This window comes from Asaia spathodeae NBRC 105894, from assembly GCF_025994195.1.
GTDB classification, from domain to species: Bacteria; Pseudomonadota; Alphaproteobacteria; order Acetobacterales; family Acetobacteraceae; genus Asaia; species Asaia siamensis.
Genome location: NZ_BAPY01000007.1, coordinates 65076 through 86041, shown reverse-complemented (window position 1 = coordinate 86041; position 20966 = coordinate 65076). Strand labels below are relative to the sequence as shown.

Here is a 20966-nt window from a genome sequence, read left to right as displayed (position 1 = left end):
GTCGTGTTGGTGATCGCCCGGATTACCAGTTGGCGCTCAGCGTCAGGAAATACATGCGCGGCGCGATGGGATAGGCTGTGAACTGACCCGAGGTCTGCGTCGTGCTGACCGTGGACCAGCCACGCGTATTGGTCAGGTTGGTGATGTTTCCCTGAACGCGCAAGGCAGGAATATGGGGGATGCCGTGAATGGTGTAGCCCGCATTCATGCTGAACTGTGCGGTCGGCGAGGCCCAGAGATCATTGGTATAGGTCGTGTAGCGCTTGCCCATGACATCACCGATGAACTGACCGTAGAAATTGCCCCAGTTCGTGGTGGCAACGAACTTCTCGGTCCAGTCAGGCTGACCGGCCACATTGCGGCCTGCAATGCGGATGGTGGACGTGCCGGAGTTGTAATTGTCGTTATAGACCGACTTGTTATAGCTTAGCCCGTTATAGATCGAGAAATGCGGCCCGAACTGCGCGGTGAAGGAGAAATCCATACCGTCTGTCGTGACCGAGCCCACATTGGCGAGCGTCGTGGCCGAACCGATGATGGAAGACAGCGACTGCGTGGTGGCGATGGCAACCAGACGGTTCGAGAAATGTACGTGGTAATATTCGGCCTGTGCCGAGATATCGGTCAGCGGCCCGAGATTGACATGGTGATGGGTACGCAGGCCTGTTTCATAGGTCCATGAGGTCTCGACCTTGCCGTTCTTCTTGAAATCCTCGAAGGCGGCCTGGCTGGTGGCTCCCCAGGGAGTGGCGTTGCCGTAACCGGCGCTCTGATAGGAGCGCATGTTTTCCTGGATATTGGCGAACCACTGCTCGTTCGGCGTGATGTTCCACAAGGCACCGAATGAAGGCAGGAACGGCTTGGCAGCGGCAATCGTGCCGCCAGGCACGGTCACGGCGGTGGCGGGTGAGAGCGAGCCTGGCTTGCCAGCCACAGGCAGCGTGCCGTTGGTGTAGACCAGCTCGGATTTGAAGCCTGCCGAGAGCGTGAAGTTCTTCGTGACTTTCCAGCTGTCCTGCAGATGGGTGACGAAGGTGTTGGTATAGAAATAGTTGGTGTACTGCTTGATCAGCGCATCCTGCTGACGATCATAGGGCGTCGTCGGGTTGTTCGCATCCAGCGGATACCAGCGACGCGCCTGGGTGTTGTTGTTGCGCTCGTACCAGCCCCCGACTTCGAGATCGTGATGGCCCAGCTTGTAACGCAGCGTCGTGAGCAGGCCGCCACGGTTATCCCAGTATTCCGTCGTGCGCGTGGCATAGCCCGAGCCGCCGAACACGTTGCTAAGCTGGCTGGCACTCTGGTTGGGGAAATAGGCACTGAACAGCGTGGGCAGACCGGCAGCCGTGATCGGCCCCGCCACCACACCTTCACCAAGGTTGTGATGGTAATAGAGCTTGTTGTCCCAATGCAGATTGGCGTTGAAATCATGCTGCCAGCCCAGATAGGTCAGGAAATCCTCACGCTGGGCGGCTGAGTAGTAATTGCGATAATTCAGGCCGGCATTCTTGTAGGCGGCCGAGTTCAGATAGGATTTGGCGTAGGTGAAATCGGGATAGGTGAAGGGGCGTACATAAGTGCCATAGCCGTTGGGCAGCACGATCCCGTCTTCATTGGGTTCGACCTTGTCGGACCAGTCAAAGAAATAGGTGATCTTGTCCTTGCTGCCCTTGTGCACGAATTTCGCGTTGACCTGATTGCCGCCCTGATGACCGGCAAAATCCCAGGCGCGGGCATCCTGACGGGCCCATGAGATATAGGCCGAGTTGCCGTTACCGAAATTGCCGGTATCGAAACGGGCAAAGGTGCGGAAGGTCGAGAAGCTGCCGAAAGTCTGATCGAGCTGGCCGCCCATCTTCTGTTTCGGGTCGAGCGAGGAGAACAGCAATGTGCCGCCCAGATTGGAGGTTGAGGCCGTGCCGAGGGCGCCAGAGCCGGTCGCCACTGTGGCATTGCCCACGTTTTCGCTGATCACGGCGCGCTGTGGTGAGAGACCGTTATAGTTTCCGTAGGCCTGGTCACCCAGCGGAATGCCGTCAAGCGTATATCCCAGCTGGTTCTGGTTGAAGCCATGGATGAAAAGCGAGGAATTCTGCTCGTTATTGCCCCAGGGATCGGCATTGTTGAACACGACGCCGGGCAGGATCTGCAGCGCCTTGAGCGGGCTGACACCTGGCAGGATACGCTGAAGCTGCGTGTGGCCGACGCTCTGCTCCGAGCGGGTGCGGCGTGCGGTCGCGATGACCTCTTCCGCCGGAGCGGTAGAAACCAGAGCTTTCGCCTTGCGCGAGGCGTTCTGGGCATGAAGCTGCGAGGCCGGTGCCGTATTCTGATGAACGGGAAGCTTCGCTTCTGCAGCATGAGCGGTTGCGCTCAGCAAAGCGAGGGGAGAGCAGAAGAGAGACAGCGTAAGGGCATGGCGCTGCTTGCGAAGCTTCATCAGTAAACTTTCCTTTAAGGCGGGCTCGAACGCGGCGCACCCTATTCGGAGAGTTCGTTACGGTGTGTGAAGCTTCAGTGATTTGGGTATGACAGGCCTGTTACAGGGCCTGGGGGCGATCCGGCACAAAAAAAGGCCACCCGTCTGACGGGTGGCCTCTTCCATTCCAATGTTCCCGGGGAGGAGAAATCAGAAGCGGTATTCGATACCGGCGCCGACAACCGTCGGGTCAAGCGAGTCATGAGCCTTGATGAAGGCGCCCGACCCACGGTCGTTAGCCCAGGCATGCATGCGCATGAACATCTGCTTGGCATCGACGTTGAAGAACCAGTTGCCGACCAGCTGGTAGTCGAAACCGACATTGACCGACGGGCCACCCGTCACGCCGACATTGAGCTTCTGCACCAGGCCGCCAGCGGGCGACACGTTGTGGAACCAGGCAAGCGTTGCGCCCACGCCAACATAGGGGTTGAAGCGCTTGTGAGGGCGGAAATGCCAGGCCAGCGTGATGGTGGGGGGGAGCGCCCAGGCGCTGCCGACATCGATGTTGCCGAGCGGCGTGCCCTTGGCAGCCACTTCGTGGCGGGTGCTGGCAGCGATCAGGTCGATCGAGATGTTATCGGTAAAGAAATACTCGAAGGTGAGTTCCGGCATGACCTGGCTGGTGGTCTTGACGCGGCCGGGAATGGCAGCACCGTTCAGCCAGAGCTTGCTGTCACGATCCTGCGGGATGACGCCCAGAGCCGACAGACGGACGATGAAGTCGCCCTTGCCCAGACCGATCTTGGTGGTGGAGCAGGTCTTGAACAGGCCACAATCGTCGCTCGACGAACGGGGCGCAGCCATAGCCTGAGCCTGGGGGGCGAGAACCATGTTGGTCGTCACCGGGGTATTGACGACCGGGGTCGTCTGGGCCTGAGCGGCCGGTGCTGCGACAGCAGCAGCGACGAAACCGGTCAGGAGAGCGCTTGAAAGTTTGAAAGAGGTCTTCATCGACGTCATCCGTGATTAAACAGTGACGTTCACTCACCATGCGCTATGATGCGACGCCTTGATCCACATCAAAGCCATGACAACGTTGCTGATGACCGTGGGGAATTAGCAACAGTATATGACTTAATGTTAACGAATCAAGAATAAGAATAAAAAAGAGGACTGTTTTTCGCCATGGATGCCCAGACGAGGGAAAGTATCAGCATGCTCGGATCTTGCGGCAGTTGCGGGCAGTGCCTCCATTGCGAGGCGCGATCACGCAGTATTTGTTCCGTGATCGATCCGGATCATGTGGCGCGACTCGCTCAATACTCTCATCGGCTTGCCGTCTCGCCGGGCAAGACGTTCATTCAGGAAGGGGAAGCAGCGAGCGATTTCTTTATCGTCACCTCGGGCCATGCCAAGCTTTTCTCGCTGATGCCCGATGGTCGGCGTCAGATCATGGGCTTTGCTCAGGCGGGTGACTTCCTCGGGCTGGCCAGTGGTGCAACCTATGCGTTCAGCGCAGAGGCCCTTGGCTCGCTCTCGCTCTGTCGCTTCTCCCGTGCGGGCCTCGCTCTCCTGCGGCGCGAATTTCCCGATCTCGAGAACCGTCTGATGGAAGAAGCCTCGCGTGAGCTGGTTCAGGCGCAGAAAAGCATGATGCTGCTCGGGCGCAAGACGGCGCGTGAGCGTCTGGCCAGCTTTCTGCTGGAGCAGCATCAACGCTCGCCCACCCGTGAAATCGTCATCCATTTGCCGATGAGTCGCACTGGGATTGCCGATTATCTCGGTCTGACCATCGAGACGGTCAGCCGCACGCTCAATGCGCTTCAGCGTGAAAAGCTGATTGCGATCAGCCAGGTCACGCAGATCACCCTGCTCAACCTGCCAGCGCTTGAAATTCTGGCCCGTGGCGGCTGAGTTGCGAGCCAGGCCACGCCTGCCCAATTGATGCCTTGACGCCGCCATGATGAAGGGGGAGAGAAGACACTTTCCCGTTAGAGCCTCATCCTTCAGGAGCGACAGATCATGGACCGTTTCATTATACGTGGCGGCAGGCGTCTTGAAGGCGAGATCGTGATCGGTGGCGCCAAGAACGCCGGTCTCAAGCTCATGGTCGCGGGGCTTCTCACTTCTGAACGCCTCATTCTCTCCAACGTGCCGAAAATTGCCGATATCGAGACCATGCAGACGCTTTTGCGTCAGCACGGTATTGCGGTTGAGCCGGTTGATGCAGAAGGGCGCACGCTGTCGATCGGTGGTCCCATTACATCCGTCGAAGCGCCTTACGATATCGTGTCGAAAATGCGCGCCTCGATTCTGGTGCTTGGCCCGCTTCTGGCGCGTGCGCATGAGGCGCGTGTATCGCTGCCGGGTGGCTGCGCCATCGGCACACGTCCGGTCGATCTGCATCTGAAGGGCCTCGAAACCCTCGGCGCCAGGATTCGTCTCGAAAACGGCTACATCAATGCCAGTGCCCCTGGTGGTCTGGTGGGCGATCGTATCCTTCTGCCCTTCGCTTCTGTCGGGGCTACCGAAAACCTGTTGATGGCGGCGACGCTGGCCAAGGGGCGCACGGAGATCGTCAATGCCGCGCGCGAACCGGAAATCAGCGATCTGGTCGAGTGCCTCAACCGCATGGGCGCGCGTATCGCTGGTGCCGGTACCGGTACGCTGGTGATCGATGGCGTCGAAGCGCTGACCGGTGCTGAACACGCCATCATGGCTGACCGTATCGAATGCGGCACTTATGCCTGCGCAGCGGGTATCACGGGCGGTGATCTGCGCCTGATCGGCGGCCGCGTTCGCGATCTCGGTGCCGTGGTGCGCACGCTTGAGGAAGCGGGCGTCGAAGTGCTGGAAGAAGAAAACGCCATTCGTGTGCGTCGCAATGGTCCGCTCAAGGGGGTCGATATCATGACCGAGCCCTATCCGGGCTTCCCGACCGATATGCAGGCCCAGTTCATGGCCATGCTTGCCGTTGCAGAGGGCGCCTCAATGGTGACGGAGACGATTTTCGAAAACCGCTTCATGCATGTGCCCGAGCTCAATCGTATGGGCGCGCGCATCAATGTGCATGGCTCTTCCGCCATTATCCGTGGCGTGGATCATCTTTCCGGCGCGCCAGTGATGGCAACCGATCTGCGTGCATCCTTCTCGCTGATCATCGCGGGTCTCGGTGCGCAGGGTGAGACCACGCTAAGCCGCATCTATCATCTCGATCGTGGCTATGAAGCCGTCGATCGCAAGCTCTCCGCCGTGGGTGCCGATATCGAGCGCATCAGCGAATAACCAAGCCCGACCGTCTTTCTGGTCAGAAGCAAGAGCTAGCCGGAAAAGGGGGATGAAAGGGGCGCGCCCCTTTCCGGGGGGGCGGGGCAGCGCCCCGCGAAGCCCAAAAGGAAGCGATGGCCCCATACCCCGCCAGAGGGCCATCTTCCTCCGGAAACTCCCTTATTTCGCCTTGATGGCTTCGGCCGTGCGCAGGCTCAGGGCCATGATCGCCAGTGCCGGATTGGCTGCCGTAGCACTCGGGAAGATCGAGTGATCGCTGATCCAGAGATTATCGATATCATGGCTGCGACCGAACGGATCGACGACCGAATCATCAGGGTCGCTGCCCATACGACAGGTGCCGATCATATGGGCAGCACGATCCATCGCCCAGATATCCTTTGCTCCGGCAGCTTCCCAGATGGCGGTCATGGTACGGGCCATATGCTCGTGCATGGCCTGTTCGTTGGGGCCGTAGCTGAAGGTGATTTTTGGCTTGGGCACACCGGCACGACCGATCTCGTCTGACAGCGTGACAAGATTATCGTCATTCGGCAGGCAGTCGCCATGGGCACCGAGCCCGGCCATGTAGTTATAGCCGCGCAGATAATTGGTCAGGGCCTCGCCCCAGAGACCACGCCCTCGTGCCACGCCCGTGGCCCATGTCAGAGGCATCATGCCAAGTGACTGGATGAGATAGCCGCCTGCGAAATCGGCATCCTTGGGGCGCATCATGTCTTCGGTGATGGTGAGCGACGGATAGCCCTTATTGGGACGGATGATCTCGTCGAACCGTCCCCAGACCTGCGTCGAGATATGCGCCATGTAGTTGCGCCCGACCTGGCCGCTGCGGTTGGCGAGCCCGGTATGAAGCAGCAGACGCGCCGTTTCAACGGCGCCAGCAGCAAGAACGAGGGCCGCGCAACGCTGCTTGCGGTCTTCGCCGTTCTCACGATAGACGACCGCCGTCACACGACCCGCGCTGTCGCGTTCGATACCATGGACGAAGCAGTTCGGCCGGATTTCGGCCCCGGCAGAAACGGCCAGCGGCAGATAGGTAACGTCGGTGCCGGATTTTGCGCCGTTGCGGCAGCCCTGATGACAGGCGCCACAGCCGACACAGGCTTTGCGATTGCCCCAGTCACGGGTGATGAGAGCTGTCGGACCATCGGCGTTGCGAATACCAAGCGCATTGCACCCCCGCGCCATGGCCTGCGCGGCACCATTGCGCTGCGGCGGCGGGTAAGCATAGCGACGTTCGGGGGCCCACGGGTAGTTTTCGGGGCCGGAAACTCCGATTTCACGTTCGACACGCTCGATATAGGGAAGCAGCGTTTCATAACCGAAAGGCCAGTCCACGCCTTTTCCTGTTTCGGTATGCAGGCGCATGTCACGCGCGTCGATTCGCGGCATGAAGGCACCGAAATGGAGCATCGACCCGCCAACGCCGGTGCCACTGTTATTGCCGCCGAATGCCATCGGGTTGGCGCCGCCGGAGAGGCGTTCCTCCAGCCAGTAGATTTCAGAGGCCGTTGCCTCATCGGGCGTGTGCTGACGCGGATCGAAGCGCGGGCCTGCCTCGAGCGCCACCACCTTCAGCCCGGACCGGGCGAGTTCGGCCAGAAGCGGGGCGCCACCCGCGCCTGTTCCCACAACAACGACATCGACCACGTCATGGTCGTCAAAGCGACGGCTGTTCATCGGTCGCGCTCCCTGGCTTCGGGTTCCCACGCTTCGCTCACGCCTTCTCCCATTGCGGAGAAGCCCTGAAATACGCCATCGCCGCCATTGAAGACGGCATCAATGCCGAGCTGCGCCTGGACGGCCGGGTGGCTGATGAAGATCTGCACGCAATCCGCACGCAGATCCGCAAACCAGGCGCGCATCTGGGTTGCATCGAGCGATTCCGTGCTGAGAGCGCCTTCTGCCATCGTGTGGACGAGGCTGTCCTGCAATTCGGCATCGAGCCCGGTGAAACCGGCACCATGACGCTGCCTGGCTACGGTATCGATCCCGGTCAGTGCCAGTTCATAGGCCTCTGTATCCGGTGGCAGGGCAGCAAAACGCCAGCCATCTCCGGCCGATCCAAGTCTTGAATCGATGCGCGCAGCGATATTGATCGTGGCATCCGGAAGGATGGCGGCCTGGGGAAGGACACGTGCCGACAGGGCGCCGAGCACGTCATAGGCGATTTGCGAGAGGTGACGCGGCTTGTAGCCTGCATCGCTGGTCTGGGCGCGTTCCTCCATGACCTGACGGGTGCGGCCCGAGATACGATCGGAATCCAATAGCGCCAGATAATCCGGGTCGATGGCGGGGGGCAGAGAAGTCTGGCTCATGGTACGTTCCCAAAACCGTGATGACGCCTCTAACATGCCCGGAGTGGCGAAAGTTGCCAATGCGCCTCTTCCGGCAAGTCATTGAGAATGCTTCTCAAAATCATCTTGAGTGTCGGGAAGGGGTCTCCGTCGTCAGACGAATAGGGGGAGCTGCGGCGCTTTCCGAAAAGAGCGCCATCGCCCCTTTACCCCTCACGGGGATAAAAAAGGGGCTGCGGCTTTCGGGAGAGGCAGAGGCGCAAGCCCCTCTGCCCACCGGGTTTCAGAGGCGTGGTGTCGTGACGCCAAGTTGCTTCATGTATTTGCCGGCGCGGTCGGCATAGCTTGTCTCGCAGGGAGAGGCGCCCTGGAAGAACAGAAACTGGCAGATGCCCTCATTGGCATAGATGCGTGCAGGCAGTTTGGTGGTGTTGCTGATTTCAATCGTGACCTGGCCTTCCCATTCGGGTTCGAGCGGGGTGACATTCACGATGATGCCGCAACGCGCATAGGTGGATTTGCCGAGGCAGACCACGAGGACGTCGCGCGGGATACGGAAATATTCAACCGTATGAGCCAGAGCGAAGCTGTTGGGCGGGATGGTGATGTCGCCTGTGCGCGTGACGAAGCTGTTGGCAGCAAACTGCTTGGGGTCGACCACGGCATTATCGACATCGGTGAAGATCTTGAAGTCTTCGCCAACGCGGGCGTCATAGCCATAGGAAGACAGGCCGTAGGAAATGACACCTTCGCGTTTCTGGGCCTCGACGAAGGGTTCGATCATGCCCTTTTCCTGGGCCATTTGACGGATCCAGCTATCTGGCATGATGGGCATGGCGCGATTTCCAGTACGGTGAGGAGAATGGGGTTTGCAGGTCTAGCGCCAGCGCCACGGCTCTGCAAACCGCCAGGGATGATCAGGCGATATGGGTCAGGAAGACAACCTTCGAGCCACCGCCCTCGACCAGGGTCTTGATGGCATTATTGAAGATTTTGCCATGTTCCATGCCCATATGGGCCTTGAAGGCGTCTTCGTCGCGATAGGTTTCCTCGACATGGAAGAAATCGGGATCTTCCTCAAGGGTATAGACGACGAAACGCTCATTGCCGGGCTCGTTGCGCACGTCATCGGCAAGAGACGTAAGCAGTCGGGCAATTTCCTCGCGCTTGCCGGGCAGGGCGCGCATGGTCGCATAAAGAACCTTGGACATGATCATGTTCCTTTCAGGGGGATGAAGCCGGGCCGGGGCCTGTCGGTGCTTCCTGGTCTTCAGGGGCCTTGACCGCGCGATTGCGCACCTGCGCCTTGCGACGCAGCAGATTGGCACGCAGGGCAGCGGCCTCACGCGCCTGGCGCTTTTCCAGATCGGCTTGCGCCTTTTCGGTCAGGGTGGTGCGTGGCGGCGTGGTCATGAGGTGAGTCCCAGAAAGCGGTCTGACAGGCAGCCACCGAGCAGTTCATCATAGACAGCGAGTGTGGCTGATTGCATCTGCCGGGTGGTGTAGTTTTCTGCAATGTGATGGCGCGCGGTCTCGGCCAGAAGGGTGCGGGCGCCATCTGACAGGGTCAGGATCTGCGCCAGCGCCTCGGCCAGTGCTGTGGCATCGTCAGGAGGCACGAGAAGCCCGGTGCGGAAGGGAATGACCGTCTCCATGGCACCACCCTGAGCCGAGACCACCACGGGACGCCCCATTGCCTGCGCCTCGATCACCACGCGCCCGAAAGGCTCGGGACGCAAGGACGGTACGGCAACGACATCGGCCAGCGCATAAGCGGCGGGCATGTCCTGACACAGCCCGGCAAAACGCAGGCGTTCGCGCAGGCCCAGCCGGATGGCGGTGGCCTCGACCTCCTGCACATAGCTGTCCTTGGGGTCGGCCGGGCCAACCAGAACGCAGAGCCAAGGCCCCGGAAGCTGCGTCTGAAGATGAACCATGGCCCTGAGCAGGAGAAGCTGCCCCTTCCATCGTGTCAGACGACCGGGAAGCATGATGACCGGCGTACCCGGCGGCACCTGCCATTTTTCTGCAAGAGCCTGAATCCGCGCACCATTGACGATATCGGGGTCGAAGCGGGTCATGTCGGCCCCGCGTGGAATCAGGCGCAGCCGGTCATCGCCCACGCCATATTCCTCTCTCAGGCGGGTGGCGATGTACGTGCTGATGGCAATAACACGTCTGCCGCGCGCCAGAACGGCGTTATAGCGTTTCTTGCCGGGAAAGCCTGCCTTGTGAACACCATGCCATGTCGTGACGAGCGGGGTGCCCGTGCGCCGTGTGGCATGCCATGCCGCCCATGCCGGTGCACGGGAACGCGCATGGACCAGATCGATGCGTTCATCCCTGATGAGCTGGGCGAGCACCTTTGCATGACGCCAGATGGCAAAGGGTGATTTCTGCCCGAGCGGCAGATCGATATGACGGGCGCCGATGGAGATCAGCTTCGGAACAAGCGGTCCTGTGGCGCCTGCCACCAGCGCACGCCCTCCTGCGGCGATGATTGCCTCGGCCATCTCTATGGTGCCCTGCTCGATACCTCCCGTGCCGAGGGCCGGAAGAACCTGAAGGATATGAGGGCAGAGACGCGACATGGTCTGGCGGTAGCATGAAGCGCGCGCCGCAGGGAGAGGAAACGGGGCGACGCCATCAAAAAAGGGCCGGGGGAAACCCCCGACCCTTTTTGATACGCACCGTCAAAGGGGAAGACCCCTGCCGGTTCAGTGCTTCTGGTCTGCCGTGTCGGGCAGAGCATAGACCACGAGCTGGTCAGACACGGGGGTCATCATGAAGTGGTGACCGCCCGCCATGATGGCGACGTACTGCTTGCCGTTGACTTCGTAGGTCATCGGGTTGGCCTGGCCGCCGCCGGGCAGAACGTCAGACCAGACATCCTTGCCTGTGCGGATATCGATGGCACGGATCTGGTTGTCGGTCGCTGCCGCGACGAAAACGAGACCGCCCTTGGTAACGACCGAACCTCCATTATTGGGTGTGCCGATATTGAGCGGCAGACCTGTCGGCATGTTCCACGGACCATTGGCGCGTGCCGTGCCGAGCGGACGTGACCACAGAACCTTCTTGGTCTTGATGTCGATCGCCTCGATCATGCCGTAAGGCGGCTTGTTGCACATCATGCCCGTATAGTGATTCCAGAACGGGGTCACGACGATACCATAGGGCGTGTCAGCCTGAGCGCCATTGCCTTCTGCGCCGCCGCCAGCCGGGTTGTAGCTGGGGTTGTCGATCGGCTTGAGGCCCAGCGCATCCGCCTTCTTGCGGGTGATGAGCTGGTCATACATCGGCGTCGAGTTCCAGTTGGCGATGACGATGCCCGATTCCGGGTCATAGGCCATGCTGCCCCAGTCACTGCCACCGTTATAGCCGGGATATTCGATATTCGGCTTGTCGAGGGCAGGCGGGGTGAACTCACCCACATAACGCGCCTTGCGGAACATGATGCGGCAATAGAGCTGGTCGATGGGCGACATGCCCCACATGTCGCTTTCCTTCAGATCAGGGAAGGCGAGACGCGGGAAAGCGGTCGACCAGGGCTGGGTCGGGCTGCGCGGGTCGTCAGACATCGTGCTGGCAGGAGCCGGCTTTTCGACGACCGGGAATTCCGGCAGCGGCTTGCCTGTGGCGCGGTCGAGCACGAAGGTCTGGCCACGCTTGGTGGGCACCAGCAGGGCCGGGGTGACCGTGCCGTCTTCGTGGTGATAGTCGAACTTGGTAGCCTGCGATCCGATGTCATAATCCCAGACATCCTTGTGCGCTGTCTGGAAGACCCAGCGCGGCTCACCTGTCTTGACGTCGATCGCGACGATCGAGGAGGAAACGGCGTTCTCCTTGTCCGTGCGCATGGCGCTGTAATAGTCGGCGGCCGAGTTGCCTGTCGGCACGTAGACCAGACCCAGCTCATTATCACCGGTCATGGCGGCCCAGGAGTTGGGCGTACCGCGGCTGTAGAACTTGCCCGGTTCGGGCTGGTGATGATCGTCGGGATTATTGACGTCCCAGGCCCAGACGAACTTGCCGCTTTCGGCGTCGTAGCCACGGATCACGCCGGACGGTGCCCAGCGACGCTGGCCATCGAGGACTTCATGATTGACTACGACGATGCCGTTGATGACCGGAGGCGGGGTCGTCATGGAGACGAAGCCCGGTACGGACTCACCCATGCCCTGCATCAGGTTTACCTGGCCGCCAAAACCGAAGCCCTCGCAAGGCTTGCCGGTTTCGGCATCGACCTGGATCAGCCGCATGTCGAGCGTGGCTTCCATGATGCGCGTATGGCAGGCCTGACCTTCGGGAACGGTCGAGGAGGTGTAGTAGGTCACGCCCTTGCAGGCAGCCGTGTAGGGAATGGAGTGGTATTTCACACCCGCATCATGACGCCAGATTTCCTTGCCGGTGGCAGCGTCGATGCGCATCATGTCGTTCATGGCCGAACACATGTAGAGCGAGTTGCCTACCTTGATCGGCGTCGTCTCGGCGGCCCATTTATTGGCCTGACCCGGGCCGGGCTTGCTGCCCGTATGATAGACGAAGGCGCGCTTGAGCTGACCAACGTTTTCGGGTGTCAGCTGGTCGAGCGGCGAGTAGCGGTTCTGGCTAGAATCGCGTCCGTAGGCCGGCCAGTCTTCGCGGGCAGGTGTCGCGTCGATCTGCGGCACAGCGGCCGGAACCTCGTTGATGCCGATCTCGGAGATGTCGGGCAGATTGGCGGCATTGACGCCAGGGGCCTGCGGGGCCGAGGGCGACGGCCCACCGAAGCGCCCTGCGCCGGCATTATGCGCCATGGCCGCAGTGGTCGTTTCTTCGCCGGGCGTGCTGTTGGACGGCGGAATCTGCGCGAAAGCCATCGAGGCGGAAATCATGCCGCCCAGAATGGTGGCGGTCAGAAGGGCTGGTTTACGCATCAGACGGCTCCACGGGAAACTGGACGAACCGTATCCTGACGACGCAGAACCGGCAGGCTGAGCACGACCAGAATGGCGATGAGCGTCGGGCCGAAAAGGCGCGGCAGCCAGCCCCACCAGTCGAAACCAGCTTCATAGATGGTCCAGACGAGCGTTGCCGCCCAGGCAAGAAGGAAGAGATAGGCGCCAAGCAGACGGCCCATGGCCATGAGCCCCCCCGATGCCAACAGAACGATGCCGCAGATCAGGTAATAGGGAGAACCGCCAAGGCTCAGAAGATAGCCGCCACCACCGACAAAGATGAGACCGAAAACAACGATCAGGATGGCGAGGCCCAGTGTTGCCCAGTCGCCAATGCGCCTGGGTCTGGAACGAGACGTCATGAATCCTCCTTGAGACAGGGTGTGCAGCCTATCCTGAACGCGAACAGAACAGAGCAACACATATCGGTGAAAACTCTGATACGTTTAATGAGATGCTCAGTTTGTCGATCACAGGATATCGTCTGGAGGTTATTCGCAAGAAGTTTCTGATTCGTGTTTGCAGAACGAGCCGTATGGCCACTCCGTCATGTCCCCTGTCGATCGCGCAGGGCTTTGACCACTGACTGCACCGTTGAAAAAATGGTCTCACGGAGCCAGCGATGGACGGGATCATTATCGAGTCGTGGATGCCAGGCCTGGAAACTGACCAGATCCGGAAGCGGAAAAGGAAAGGCAAAGGCCTTTGCGCCGATACCTTCAAGAGGGAGGCGACGAATGATGATCTCCGGCAAGGGCAGGATCATGTCGGTTTCGCGCATGGTTTCGATCATGGCGTAGTCACTGGGTACGACCAGTGCAATCCGTCTTTCAAGACCATATCTTTCGGCGAGAATGCTATCGATAGGTCCATGTGCACGCCCTTTTCGAGAGGTGCTGATGTGATCATAGGCAACCAGTGTCTGTGGGGTGATTTCCTGATCGAGAATCGGGTGACCGGCACGGACAACCGCCTCGAACCGTGTCTGGAACAAGGTCTGTTTCTTGATTTCGGGCAGCAGATCCTGGGTGGCGCCGATATACAGATCGATCGTGCCGCGTCTGAGTGCGTCGCCGATCGAATCTTCTGTTTCTGGTGAAAAAACGACCTGACAGCGTGGAGAGGCCTCCCGAAGTTTCTGCGCAATGGCGCTGCCAAAAGCCCCGATAAAGAGGTCACGCGCACGGATCGTGAAATGCGGTGCAATCTGTGACAGATCCAGATGGGCGCGCGCGCTGACAAGTGCTTCCGCCTCAGCCAGAACCGTCTGTACCCTTCCCAGCAGATCAGTAGCGAAGGGCGTCGGGACGAGCTGCCTTCCCGAGAGGACCAGCAAGGGGTCGCCAAAAAGCGTTCGCAAGGATGCAAGGTGGCGACTTGTGGCAGCCTCGCTCACCTTGAGCCTTTTAGCGGCACGCGTGACGCTTTCTTCTTCAAGCAGAACCTGAAGCCATCGGAGATGATCGAGCGAGTAGCCACGTTTGGCAGGCAGATTTCTGGTCATGAGGTGTGGCTCCGGATGTGCTGCACGGAATGCAAGAGATCTGCCGCACCCTTACGCCAGGTGGAAGGGTTTTTTACCTGGATTGCGGGTTATTGGCCCGGCAGGGCGACGCTAGAGACCATGCGGAAAGGATACCCCCGCATGAGCGCACCCACAGGGCAGGAGGCAAGGACCTCGCCATCTCCTGCCGCCATACCCCCGTTCGGGCTTCGAACGATCACCGGATGTCTGGGCATGCTGCTGGCCGTGCATGTCGCGGGATTCAATGAACATGTGACGGAACTGGGTCTGTCCGATCTGCGCGGGGCCATGCATCTGGGTCACGATGAAGGAACCTGGTTCATCTCGGTCTATGAGGCCTGCAACATTGCGGCGATGGCCTTCACGCCCTGGTTCTACATGACCTTTTCGATCTATCGATTTGCCCTGTTCATGACGGCGGCACTGGCTCTGCTGTCGCTCCCACTTCCCTTCATGACCGATATGGTCTCGATTGGCATCCTGCGCGCCATGCAGGGGCTGAGCGCCGGTTGTCTGCCGCCCATTCTCATGACGGTCATGCTGAAATATCTGCCGCCGCCGCTCAAGGTTTTCGGCATAGGCGGTTACGCGATGAGCGCGACCTTCGGCCCCAATCTCGGCATACCTTTCGAAGCCCTGCTTTTTGAACGCCTTGGCTGGCACTGGCTCTATTGGGAGGTATTGCCGCTCGGCGCGCTCGCGCTTGTCATGATCGCCTGGGGGCTGCCGCAGGACCCGGTTCAGCTCTCGCGTTTTCGTGGCTTCAACTGGCGGGGATTTCTGATCGGCGCGCCTTCAATCCTCTGCATCGTGACGGTTCTTTATCAGGGTGACCGGCTCGACTGGTTTCGTTCGCCTCTCATCACGCATCTGACGTTCTGGGGCGGGGCCCTCTTTCTCGGGTTCCTGATCCATGAATGGCATCACCACAGTCCGTTCTTTCGTCTGCAATACTGGAAGAGCCGCAATATCACGATGTCTCTGCTGGCACTCGTGGCGGTGCTGATCGTCTGCGCCCTGATGAATGAGGTCACGACGACATTTCTGGAAGAGATCAAGGGGTACCGCCCCGTTCAGGCGGCTCCCGTCGCCTTGACCGTCGCTCTGCCGCAGCTTGTGGTGCTGCCTCTGGTCGCGGCGCTGTGCAACATGCGTCGGGTCGACTGCCGATGGGTGCTCGGGATCGGCATGACCCTTTTGGGGCTGTCAGCCTGGCTCGGGCTGGGTCTGACATCCGAATGGGTACGCGACAATTTCTATCTTATCCAGGCTCTTCAGATCTTCGGTCAGCCCATGGTGGTCATTCCGGTGCTGATGCTGGCCACGCTCGCACTCGGGCCGAGCGACGGGCCGTTCATTTCGGGCATGGTCAATATGCTCAAGGGCATGGCCAATGCGCTGGCATTCGCCTTGTTCTCGACTCTGCTGCGCCGTCGCGAACAATATCATTCGACCATGCTGCTGGATCATCCCGGCATGGCTCATGACCCTTACGGCGCCGATGTGGCGGGCCGCCTGCACGAAATGCTGTCTGGCCAAGCTCTGGTACTTGCTCTGGTCGATATCCTGCTTGTCGTGGTCGTGATCTGCGCCGCCTTCGTCGTGCTGACGGCCATTCTCCCCGGGCGCGTCTATCCCCCCGGCAAGGCACCCGCCGATCGCGGCTCTCCCTTGCCCGCGTCGCCCTCGCCGCAGGCCGTGCCCTCTTCTCTCGCAGCACAGTAACGGAATTATTCAGATGGCTTACAAGAAACCGCTTCTGCTTGCGGGATGCACCGCGCTTGTTCTGACCGGTCTGGCCTGGAGCGCGGATCGTTTCTTTATTGGCGATGGTCGTCATCAATCGACCAATGATGCCTATATCACCGCAGATTTCACGCGTGTGGCACCCAAGGTCGCGGGGCGAATTGACCGGGTGCCCGTTTCAGACAACCAGAAAGTGCATGCGGGCGATCTGCTGGCACATATAGAAGATGACGATTATCGCACGGCGCTGGATACGGCTCAGGGAAAGAACCGCGCAGCCGAAGCCGATATCGCCAATCTTGCAGCTGCGCAGCAGCGTCAGTCAGCCACGATCGACGCGGCTCTCTCGACAATCGAGGCGGATGAGGCTGCCCTGCTCTTCGCTCGACAGAATGCAGCACGCTATCGCGCTCTTTCGGCCGGAGGGGCCAGTACGATCGAGCAGCAGCAGGCGGCCGAGGATCGTCAGCGCGAGGCCGTTGCGCGGCTTGCTCGCGACAAGGCAACCCTGAACGCCGATCGCGCCGGGCTTGCTGTACTCGCCGCAGAGAGTGAGCGTGCGAAAGGTGTGCTGATCCAGACGAAAAGTCTTGTGCGTCAAGCCGAACTCAACCTGACCTATTGCACCATTACTGCCCCTGTCGACGGAGTGGTCGGAGCGCGTGACGTTCGTGTCGGGATGTATGTCCACCCCGGAACAGGGCTTCTGGCTGTTGTACCCGTGCGTGAGGCTTATGTGATCGCCAATTTTCAGGAGACGCAGATGGCCCATGTGCAGACCGGCCAGAAAGCCGAGATACGGGTCGACAGCTTCCCGGGTGAGGTTCTCCATGCCCGTGTTGATAGTGTCGCGCCAGCGACGAATGTCGCCTTCGCGCTTATCCAGCCGGATAACGCAACCGGAAATTTCACAAAGGTGGTGCAGCGCATGCCGGTGAAGCTGGTCTTTGATGCTGGGCAGCCTCTGGCACGGCGTGTACGCGTCGGCATGTCTGTCGAGGCCATGATCGATACTGGCTCGTCTCGTGATGGCGCTCATGCCGCCGACGCGCGCTTTGTGTGGGAGTGAGGGGTATGAAACACCTGTCCCGCACGGCTGGGCTGATCCTTCCTGTGATCCTCGGCGGATGTTCTGTTGGGCCTGATTTCCAGAAGCACGACCCTGCGGTGTCGCCTCACTGGTATGAGAGCGTGACGCCTCGGAAAAGCCATCCGGATGAAACCGCGCCTGTCGAGGCGCAATGGTGGAAACTCTATCAGGACCCGGTTTTGACGGCGCTGGAACAGGATGTGCTGACGGCCAATCTCGACCTCAAGGAAGCGGCCCTCCATTTCGAACAGAGCCGCGCCGAACGCAGGATCGCGGCTGCAGCGCGTCTGCCCCATGCGCAGGGCGCTGCCTCTTATGCCCGCGAACGCGCCAGCACGAACGGTATTCTGAGCCTGCTCGGCACTGAAGCGGACCGTGACCCGGCGCAGATAGCGGATGGAACGCAGGGGTTCGGGCCCGCCGCCGCAGCCGGGCCGAAGGGCAATCCTGCCTTCAACCTGCCCCAGTATGGGCTCAGTGCGTCCTGGGAGGTCGATCTGTGGGGACATGTACGCCGTCAGGTCGAAGCCGCAACAGCCTCGATGAAAGCGATGCAGGAGATGCAGCGTGACACGCTGGTTTCGCTCATGGCCGAGACCGCGCAGGATTACATCGCCTTGCGCAATGTGCAGGCGCAAACCGAGATCACGCACCAAAGCCTCGACATCGCCCATCATAGTGTCGAGTTGACTGTTCTGCGCGTGACGCAGGGTACGGCAACAAAACTCGACCTCGCCTATGCGCGGGGGCAGCTTCACGGGTTCGAGGCGCGTCTGCCCCAGCTCCATCGTGAAGAGGTGCATCTCCTCAATGCCCTGGCGTTCCTGATGGCACGCGAACCGGGCGCCCTGTCACAGCGCCTTGCAGGCCATGGGAGCATTCCGCCGCTCCCGGCGTCCATTCCGGTAGGATTACCCTCGCAGCTTGCCGAAAGACGGCCGGATATACGCGCCGCCCAGGAGCGTTTGCATGCGGCGACGGCAACGATCGGCGTGGCCATGGCCGATTTTTTTCCGCGCATCACGCTATCGGGCAGTCTGGATGTTCAGGCGCTGCAGTTCAGCGGTCTTGGCTCGTGGGCGTCGCGCCAATACGGTTTTGGCCCGACAGTGACCATCCCGCTGTTCGAGGGCGGGAAACTGGCCGGACAGCTTGCCTTGCGGCGTCTGCAGGAGAAGGAGGCAGCGATCGCGCTTCAGCGAACGGTTCTTCATGCCTGGGAGGAAGTTGATGATGCGATGGCGGATCTGGGCACTGCACAGGAGCGCCACGACCGATTGAGCGAAGCGGTTACCGAAAGTGAGACGGCCGTTCAGGTAGCGCAGCTGCAATATGCTCAGGGGGCGGGAGATTTTCTCAACGTCTTGACTACGCAGAACGGACTGCTCGAAAGCCGGAGCGCGCTTTCGGATGCGCGAGCCGAGGTGGCGGTATCGATGGCGCGGCTGTATCGGGCCTTGGGTGGTGGCTGGACCCGATCTTAGGTGAACTGGGCGCTACGATACGCGCTGCGCCGTCGCAGCTTCTGTTCAGCCCGCCGGAATGGTGATGACGGCGCCGGGCGAATGACTGGTGGCAGCGAGAGCGGCAAGGATCTGCATCATGGTGAAACTGAGCTTGCTGCGGAAATCGTCATCGCTGATCCAGTACCAGCGTCCGCGATAATGGACGGCGTCGTAATTATGCTCAGGGGCTGTCTTGCCCGAATGAATTACGACATCGGGACGCGTCTCGATGCCGACCGGACTGATTGTCGGCAGGGTGCGGCCTTCTTTCACATCGTCTTCAGGCACTTCCATTTCATAGGCGATCTGCGACAGCATGGCGAACATCGAACGTGTCAGGATGGCAATCTGTCCGGGCACCTTGGGATAGGGCCCGTAAACGATTTCGGCTTCCTCGGCATGCGCGTCGAGATGCAGCAGGCGGCGCACTTCCATCTGGATGGTGGTCAGCGCGGGGTCTGACGTCGCCGTCAGAACAAGATAGGCATGTTCAGGCTGTGAACCCGAGGGCTTGTTTGCCGAGCCGGAGGGGGGCTGATCGCCGGAGGGTTTGGGGGCATCGGTCGAGATGCGGATCGTCATGGCGCCCTGGATCTGCAACTGACGCAGATCGTGCAGCAGCAGATAGAATCGCACCGAGCCGCCGCCGGTCGGGCCTGCGCCAAGGGCGCGGACATTCGACAGACCGTCGATCGATTGTGCCGTCAGGCGCAGCAGGGTGTCGATCGGCAGGCCGCCAAGGCTGAGCGGCATGATGACCACGGGAGAGATCGGCCGGATGACGTTCTCGGCATATTGCTGCCCTGTCTCGGGCTGATAGGTGAAAGTCGGGCTTTCCTGGAGTGTCGCCGTACTGCCGCCGAACAGATAGCTGCCTACGCCGGAAGGAAAGGCGTTGAAGCCGCCATTGACCGACCGGTTGAACTGATAACCGGCAATGACCTGTGTTGTATCGAGAAAGGTTGGCGGGTCGGCATAGCGGATACGGATGATATTGAGCAGCATCGCATGTTTTTCCGCCTCGCCAAGGGCGCGGGAATAGTCGAGCTGATCATGGGAAAGACGTGAGGGTCCGATGGTGATGCAGCCAGAGACCAGGCAGGGCAGCATCACGAGGCACAGGGCGCGCAGGGGCGAGAGAATGGAACGTGAAATGATCATGGCCCCCGAGGCTTGGCACAACCCACAAGCCTTAGCGTATCCGTGATCGGGGCGACCAGCCCACATTGAAGGTTTCTTCACACGCCGCTGACGAAATGCGCTTTCTGCCGTCACTCTGCCGAGCGGCTTTCTTCGCTGTCGAAAATGGCAGCGAGTCCTTCGCGATAGCTGGGATAGCGCCACTCCCTGTTCAGGCTTTGCTTTGTCAGAACGCTTTCGACCAGACGGCGCTCTGCCCAGAAACTTCTGGCCATGGGGCTCATCTCTTCCCATGCGGCCTCGAGCGTCAGTCTGGGCGGCAGCGTTGCACCGCTGAGGCGTGAGGCCTCTTCGAAAACGGCTGCCTGCGGGCTGGGGGTGTCATCCACAAAATTCAGAATACGACAGCCTTGGGCTGTTTCGATGGCGGCAAGCGTCGCCTCGGCAATGTCATCCCGGTGGATGCGGCTGAAGAAATGATCGGGCGCGTCGATGAGGCGCGCCTTTCCGGAACGGAGCGCATCGAATGCCGACCGACCGGGGCCGTAGATGCCGCCCAGGCGCATGATATCGCAGGCCAGTCCGCGTCTGGTAGCAAGGGATTGCCAGTCCTGTTCCGCCTTGACCCGTGCCGCGCTGCGCGTCTGACCGGGGGCTACCGACGTGTTCTCGTCAACACGGGCGCCCTGCCTGTCGCCATAGACGCCCGTGGTTGAATAATAGCCAATCCAGCGCAGATGGGGGGCTTCTTCAAGAATCGCGCCGTAGCGGAGCAGGGCCGGGTCACCCGCCTCGCCCGGTGGGGCGCTGACCAGAAGATGCGTGGCGTTGAGTAATTCGGTTTCGACAGCATCGAATGCCTTCAGCCCCGATTCTGCCTCAGGGGCGCGTTTCGTGCCTGTGACAGTCCAGCCTTGTGCATGCAGAAGCGTCGAGACGGCGCTTGCCGAATAGCCCTGACCGAGAATGACGAGGTAAGGTGGCATGAAGGCTCCATTCCCGCTTGACCGCTG

Annotated in this window: 18 protein-coding genes; 5 read left to right on the top strand and 13 right to left on the bottom strand. The window is 60.5% G+C overall.

The window, feature by feature from the left end:
* Nucleotides 1-22: 22 nt before the first annotated feature.
* Both AA105894_RS07245 and AA105894_RS07240 read right to left on the bottom strand, forming a co-directional pair.
* Nucleotides 23-2440, bottom strand: coding sequence for a TonB-dependent receptor (locus AA105894_RS07245; RefSeq protein WP_267311127.1), 2418 nt, complete (start codon nucleotides 2438-2440; stop codon nucleotides 23-25).
* 189 nt (nucleotides 2441-2629) lie between these two features.
* Nucleotides 2630-3433: an OmpW/AlkL family protein gene (locus AA105894_RS07240; protein WP_267311126.1), complete on the bottom strand. Its 804-nt coding sequence runs from the start codon at nucleotides 3431-3433 to the stop codon at nucleotides 2630-2632.
* Between the two features lie 273 nt (nucleotides 3434-3706).
* On the opposite strand from AA105894_RS07240, the gene AA105894_RS07235 reads away from it, so the two are divergent.
* Entirely contained in the window at nucleotides 3707-4336 is a 630-nt protein-coding gene (locus tag AA105894_RS07235; RefSeq protein WP_267311125.1) for a Crp/Fnr family transcriptional regulator, read from the top strand.
* A 108-nt stretch (nucleotides 4337-4444) separates the two neighbouring features.
* On the top strand, nucleotides 4445-5707 hold the full coding sequence (murA, locus tag AA105894_RS07230) for a UDP-N-acetylglucosamine 1-carboxyvinyltransferase (protein WP_267311124.1): 1263 nt from the start codon (nucleotides 4445-4447) through the stop codon (nucleotides 5705-5707).
* 162 nt (nucleotides 5708-5869) lie between these two features.
* Here murA and AA105894_RS07225 read toward each other — a convergent pair whose 3' ends face one another.
* The 9 genes from AA105894_RS07225 to AA105894_RS07185 all read right to left on the bottom strand — a co-directional run bounded on the left by AA105894_RS07225 (nucleotide 5870) and on the right by AA105894_RS07185 (nucleotide 14451).
* Nucleotides 5870-7390, bottom strand: coding sequence for a GMC family oxidoreductase (locus tag AA105894_RS07225; RefSeq protein WP_267311123.1), 1521 nt, complete (start codon nucleotides 7388-7390; stop codon nucleotides 5870-5872).
* Entirely contained in the window at nucleotides 7387-8028 is a 642-nt protein-coding gene (locus AA105894_RS07220) for a gluconate 2-dehydrogenase subunit 3 family protein (RefSeq protein ID WP_267311122.1), read from the bottom strand. The genes AA105894_RS07225 and AA105894_RS07220 overlap by 4 nt, the downstream gene beginning before the upstream one ends.
* Before the next feature lie 262 nt (nucleotides 8029-8290).
* The gene (gene dcd / locus AA105894_RS07215) at nucleotides 8291-8842 is read right to left on the bottom strand and encodes a dCTP deaminase (RefSeq protein ID WP_025841649.1); all 552 of its coding nucleotides are present in this window, start codon (nucleotides 8840-8842) and stop codon (nucleotides 8291-8293) included.
* 82 nt (nucleotides 8843-8924) lie between these two features.
* Nucleotides 8925-9218, bottom strand: coding sequence for a putative quinol monooxygenase (locus tag AA105894_RS07210; protein WP_188427467.1), 294 nt, complete (start codon nucleotides 9216-9218; stop codon nucleotides 8925-8927).
* A 13-nt stretch (nucleotides 9219-9231) separates the two neighbouring features.
* Entirely contained in the window at nucleotides 9232-9420 is a 189-nt protein-coding gene (locus AA105894_RS07205; RefSeq protein WP_188427468.1) for a hypothetical protein, read from the bottom strand.
* The gene (locus AA105894_RS07200; protein ID WP_267311121.1) at nucleotides 9417-10598 is read right to left on the bottom strand and encodes a glycosyltransferase family 4 protein; all 1182 of its coding nucleotides are present in this window, start codon (nucleotides 10596-10598) and stop codon (nucleotides 9417-9419) included. Before AA105894_RS07200 ends, AA105894_RS07205 begins: the two co-directional genes overlap by 4 nt.
* A gap of 126 nt (nucleotides 10599-10724) precedes the next feature.
* Nucleotides 10725-12926 carry a pyrroloquinoline quinone-dependent dehydrogenase gene (locus AA105894_RS07195; RefSeq protein WP_267311120.1) on the bottom strand — a complete coding sequence of 734 codons (2202 nt, stop codon included), beginning with the start codon at nucleotides 12924-12926 and terminating at the stop codon, nucleotides 10725-10727.
* Nucleotides 12926-13309: a glycerol dehydrogenase gene (locus AA105894_RS07190; RefSeq protein WP_267311119.1), complete on the bottom strand. Its 384-nt coding sequence runs from the start codon at nucleotides 13307-13309 to the stop codon at nucleotides 12926-12928. Before AA105894_RS07190 ends, AA105894_RS07195 begins: the two co-directional genes overlap by 1 nt.
* Nucleotides 13310-13494: 185 nt before the next feature.
* Nucleotides 13495-14451, bottom strand: coding sequence for a LysR family transcriptional regulator (locus tag AA105894_RS07185; protein WP_267311118.1), 957 nt, complete (start codon nucleotides 14449-14451; stop codon nucleotides 13495-13497).
* Between the two features lie 141 nt (nucleotides 14452-14592).
* Here AA105894_RS07185 and AA105894_RS07180 point away from each other — a divergent pair, with 141 nt between their 5' ends.
* Genes AA105894_RS07180 through AA105894_RS07170 form a run of 3 tightly spaced genes read left to right on the top strand, consistent with a single transcriptional unit; the run spans nucleotide 14593 to nucleotide 18792 of the window.
* Nucleotides 14593-16197 (top strand): MFS transporter, encoded by a 1605-nt coding sequence (locus tag AA105894_RS07180; protein WP_267311117.1) that lies wholly within the window; start codon nucleotides 14593-14595, stop codon nucleotides 16195-16197.
* 13 nt (nucleotides 16198-16210) lie between these two features.
* On the top strand, nucleotides 16211-17287 hold the full coding sequence (locus tag AA105894_RS07175) for an HlyD family secretion protein (protein ID WP_267311116.1): 1077 nt from the start codon (nucleotides 16211-16213) through the stop codon (nucleotides 17285-17287).
* A gap of 5 nt (nucleotides 17288-17292) precedes the next feature.
* A complete protein-coding gene (locus AA105894_RS07170; RefSeq protein ID WP_267311115.1) occupies nucleotides 17293-18792 on the top strand; it encodes an efflux transporter outer membrane subunit in 1500 nt (499 codons plus the stop codon).
* A gap of 45 nt (nucleotides 18793-18837) precedes the next feature.
* On the opposite strand, the gene AA105894_RS07165 is transcribed toward AA105894_RS07170, so the two are convergent.
* Together AA105894_RS07165 and AA105894_RS07160 are read right to left on the bottom strand one after the other, a co-directional pair.
* Nucleotides 18838-19974 carry a hypothetical protein gene (locus AA105894_RS07165; RefSeq protein WP_267311114.1) on the bottom strand — a complete coding sequence of 379 codons (1137 nt, stop codon included), beginning with the start codon at nucleotides 19972-19974 and terminating at the stop codon, nucleotides 18838-18840.
* A gap of 110 nt (nucleotides 19975-20084) precedes the next feature.
* Nucleotides 20085-20939, bottom strand: a complete 855-nt coding sequence (locus AA105894_RS07160; RefSeq protein ID WP_267311113.1) for a Rossmann-fold NAD(P)-binding domain-containing protein — start codon at nucleotides 20937-20939, stop codon at nucleotides 20085-20087.
* Nucleotides 20940-20966 lie beyond the last annotated feature (27 nt).

What these genes read in the sequence shown, in the direction of transcription:
- AA105894_RS07245 (WP_267311127.1), bottom strand. Translation starts at nt 2,440, where the DNA reads ATGAAGCTTCGCAAGCAGCGCCATGCCCTTACGCTGTCTCTCTTCTGC.
- AA105894_RS07240 (WP_267311126.1), bottom strand. Translation starts at nt 3,433, where the DNA reads ATGAAGACCTCTTTCAAACTTTCAAGCGCTCTCCTGACCGGTTTCGTC.
- murA (WP_267311124.1), top strand. Translation starts at nt 4,445, where the DNA reads ATGGACCGTTTCATTATACGTGGCGGCAGGCGTCTTGAAGGCGAGATC.
- AA105894_RS07225 (WP_267311123.1), bottom strand. Translation starts at nt 7,390, where the DNA reads ATGAACAGCCGTCGCTTTGACGACCATGACGTGGTCGATGTCGTTGTT.
- AA105894_RS07220 (WP_267311122.1), bottom strand. Translation starts at nt 8,028, where the DNA reads ATGAGCCAGACTTCTCTGCCCCCCGCCATCGACCCGGATTATCTGGCG.
- dcd (WP_025841649.1), bottom strand. Translation starts at nt 8,842, where the DNA reads ATGCCCATCATGCCAGATAGCTGGATCCGTCAAATGGCCCAGGAAAAG.
- AA105894_RS07210 (WP_188427467.1), bottom strand. Translation starts at nt 9,218, where the DNA reads ATGTCCAAGGTTCTTTATGCGACCATGCGCGCCCTGCCCGGCAAGCGC.
- AA105894_RS07205 (WP_188427468.1), bottom strand. Translation starts at nt 9,420, where the DNA reads ATGACCACGCCGCCACGCACCACCCTGACCGAAAAGGCGCAAGCCGAT.
- AA105894_RS07200 (WP_267311121.1), bottom strand. Translation starts at nt 10,598, where the DNA reads ATGTCGCGTCTCTGCCCTCATATCCTTCAGGTTCTTCCGGCCCTCGGC.
- AA105894_RS07195 (WP_267311120.1), bottom strand. Translation starts at nt 12,926, where the DNA reads ATGCGTAAACCAGCCCTTCTGACCGCCACCATTCTGGGCGGCATGATT.
- AA105894_RS07190 (WP_267311119.1), bottom strand. Translation starts at nt 13,309, where the DNA reads ATGACGTCTCGTTCCAGACCCAGGCGCATTGGCGACTGGGCAACACTG.
- AA105894_RS07185 (WP_267311118.1), bottom strand. Translation starts at nt 14,451, where the DNA reads ATGACCAGAAATCTGCCTGCCAAACGTGGCTACTCGCTCGATCATCTC.
- AA105894_RS07180 (WP_267311117.1), top strand. Translation starts at nt 14,593, where the DNA reads ATGAGCGCACCCACAGGGCAGGAGGCAAGGACCTCGCCATCTCCTGCC.
- AA105894_RS07175 (WP_267311116.1), top strand. Translation starts at nt 16,211, where the DNA reads ATGGCTTACAAGAAACCGCTTCTGCTTGCGGGATGCACCGCGCTTGTT.
- AA105894_RS07170 (WP_267311115.1), top strand. Translation starts at nt 17,293, where the DNA reads ATGAAACACCTGTCCCGCACGGCTGGGCTGATCCTTCCTGTGATCCTC.
- AA105894_RS07165 (WP_267311114.1), bottom strand. Translation starts at nt 19,974, where the DNA reads ATGATCATTTCACGTTCCATTCTCTCGCCCCTGCGCGCCCTGTGCCTC.
- AA105894_RS07160 (WP_267311113.1), bottom strand. Translation starts at nt 20,939, where the DNA reads ATGCCACCTTACCTCGTCATTCTCGGTCAGGGCTATTCGGCAAGCGCC.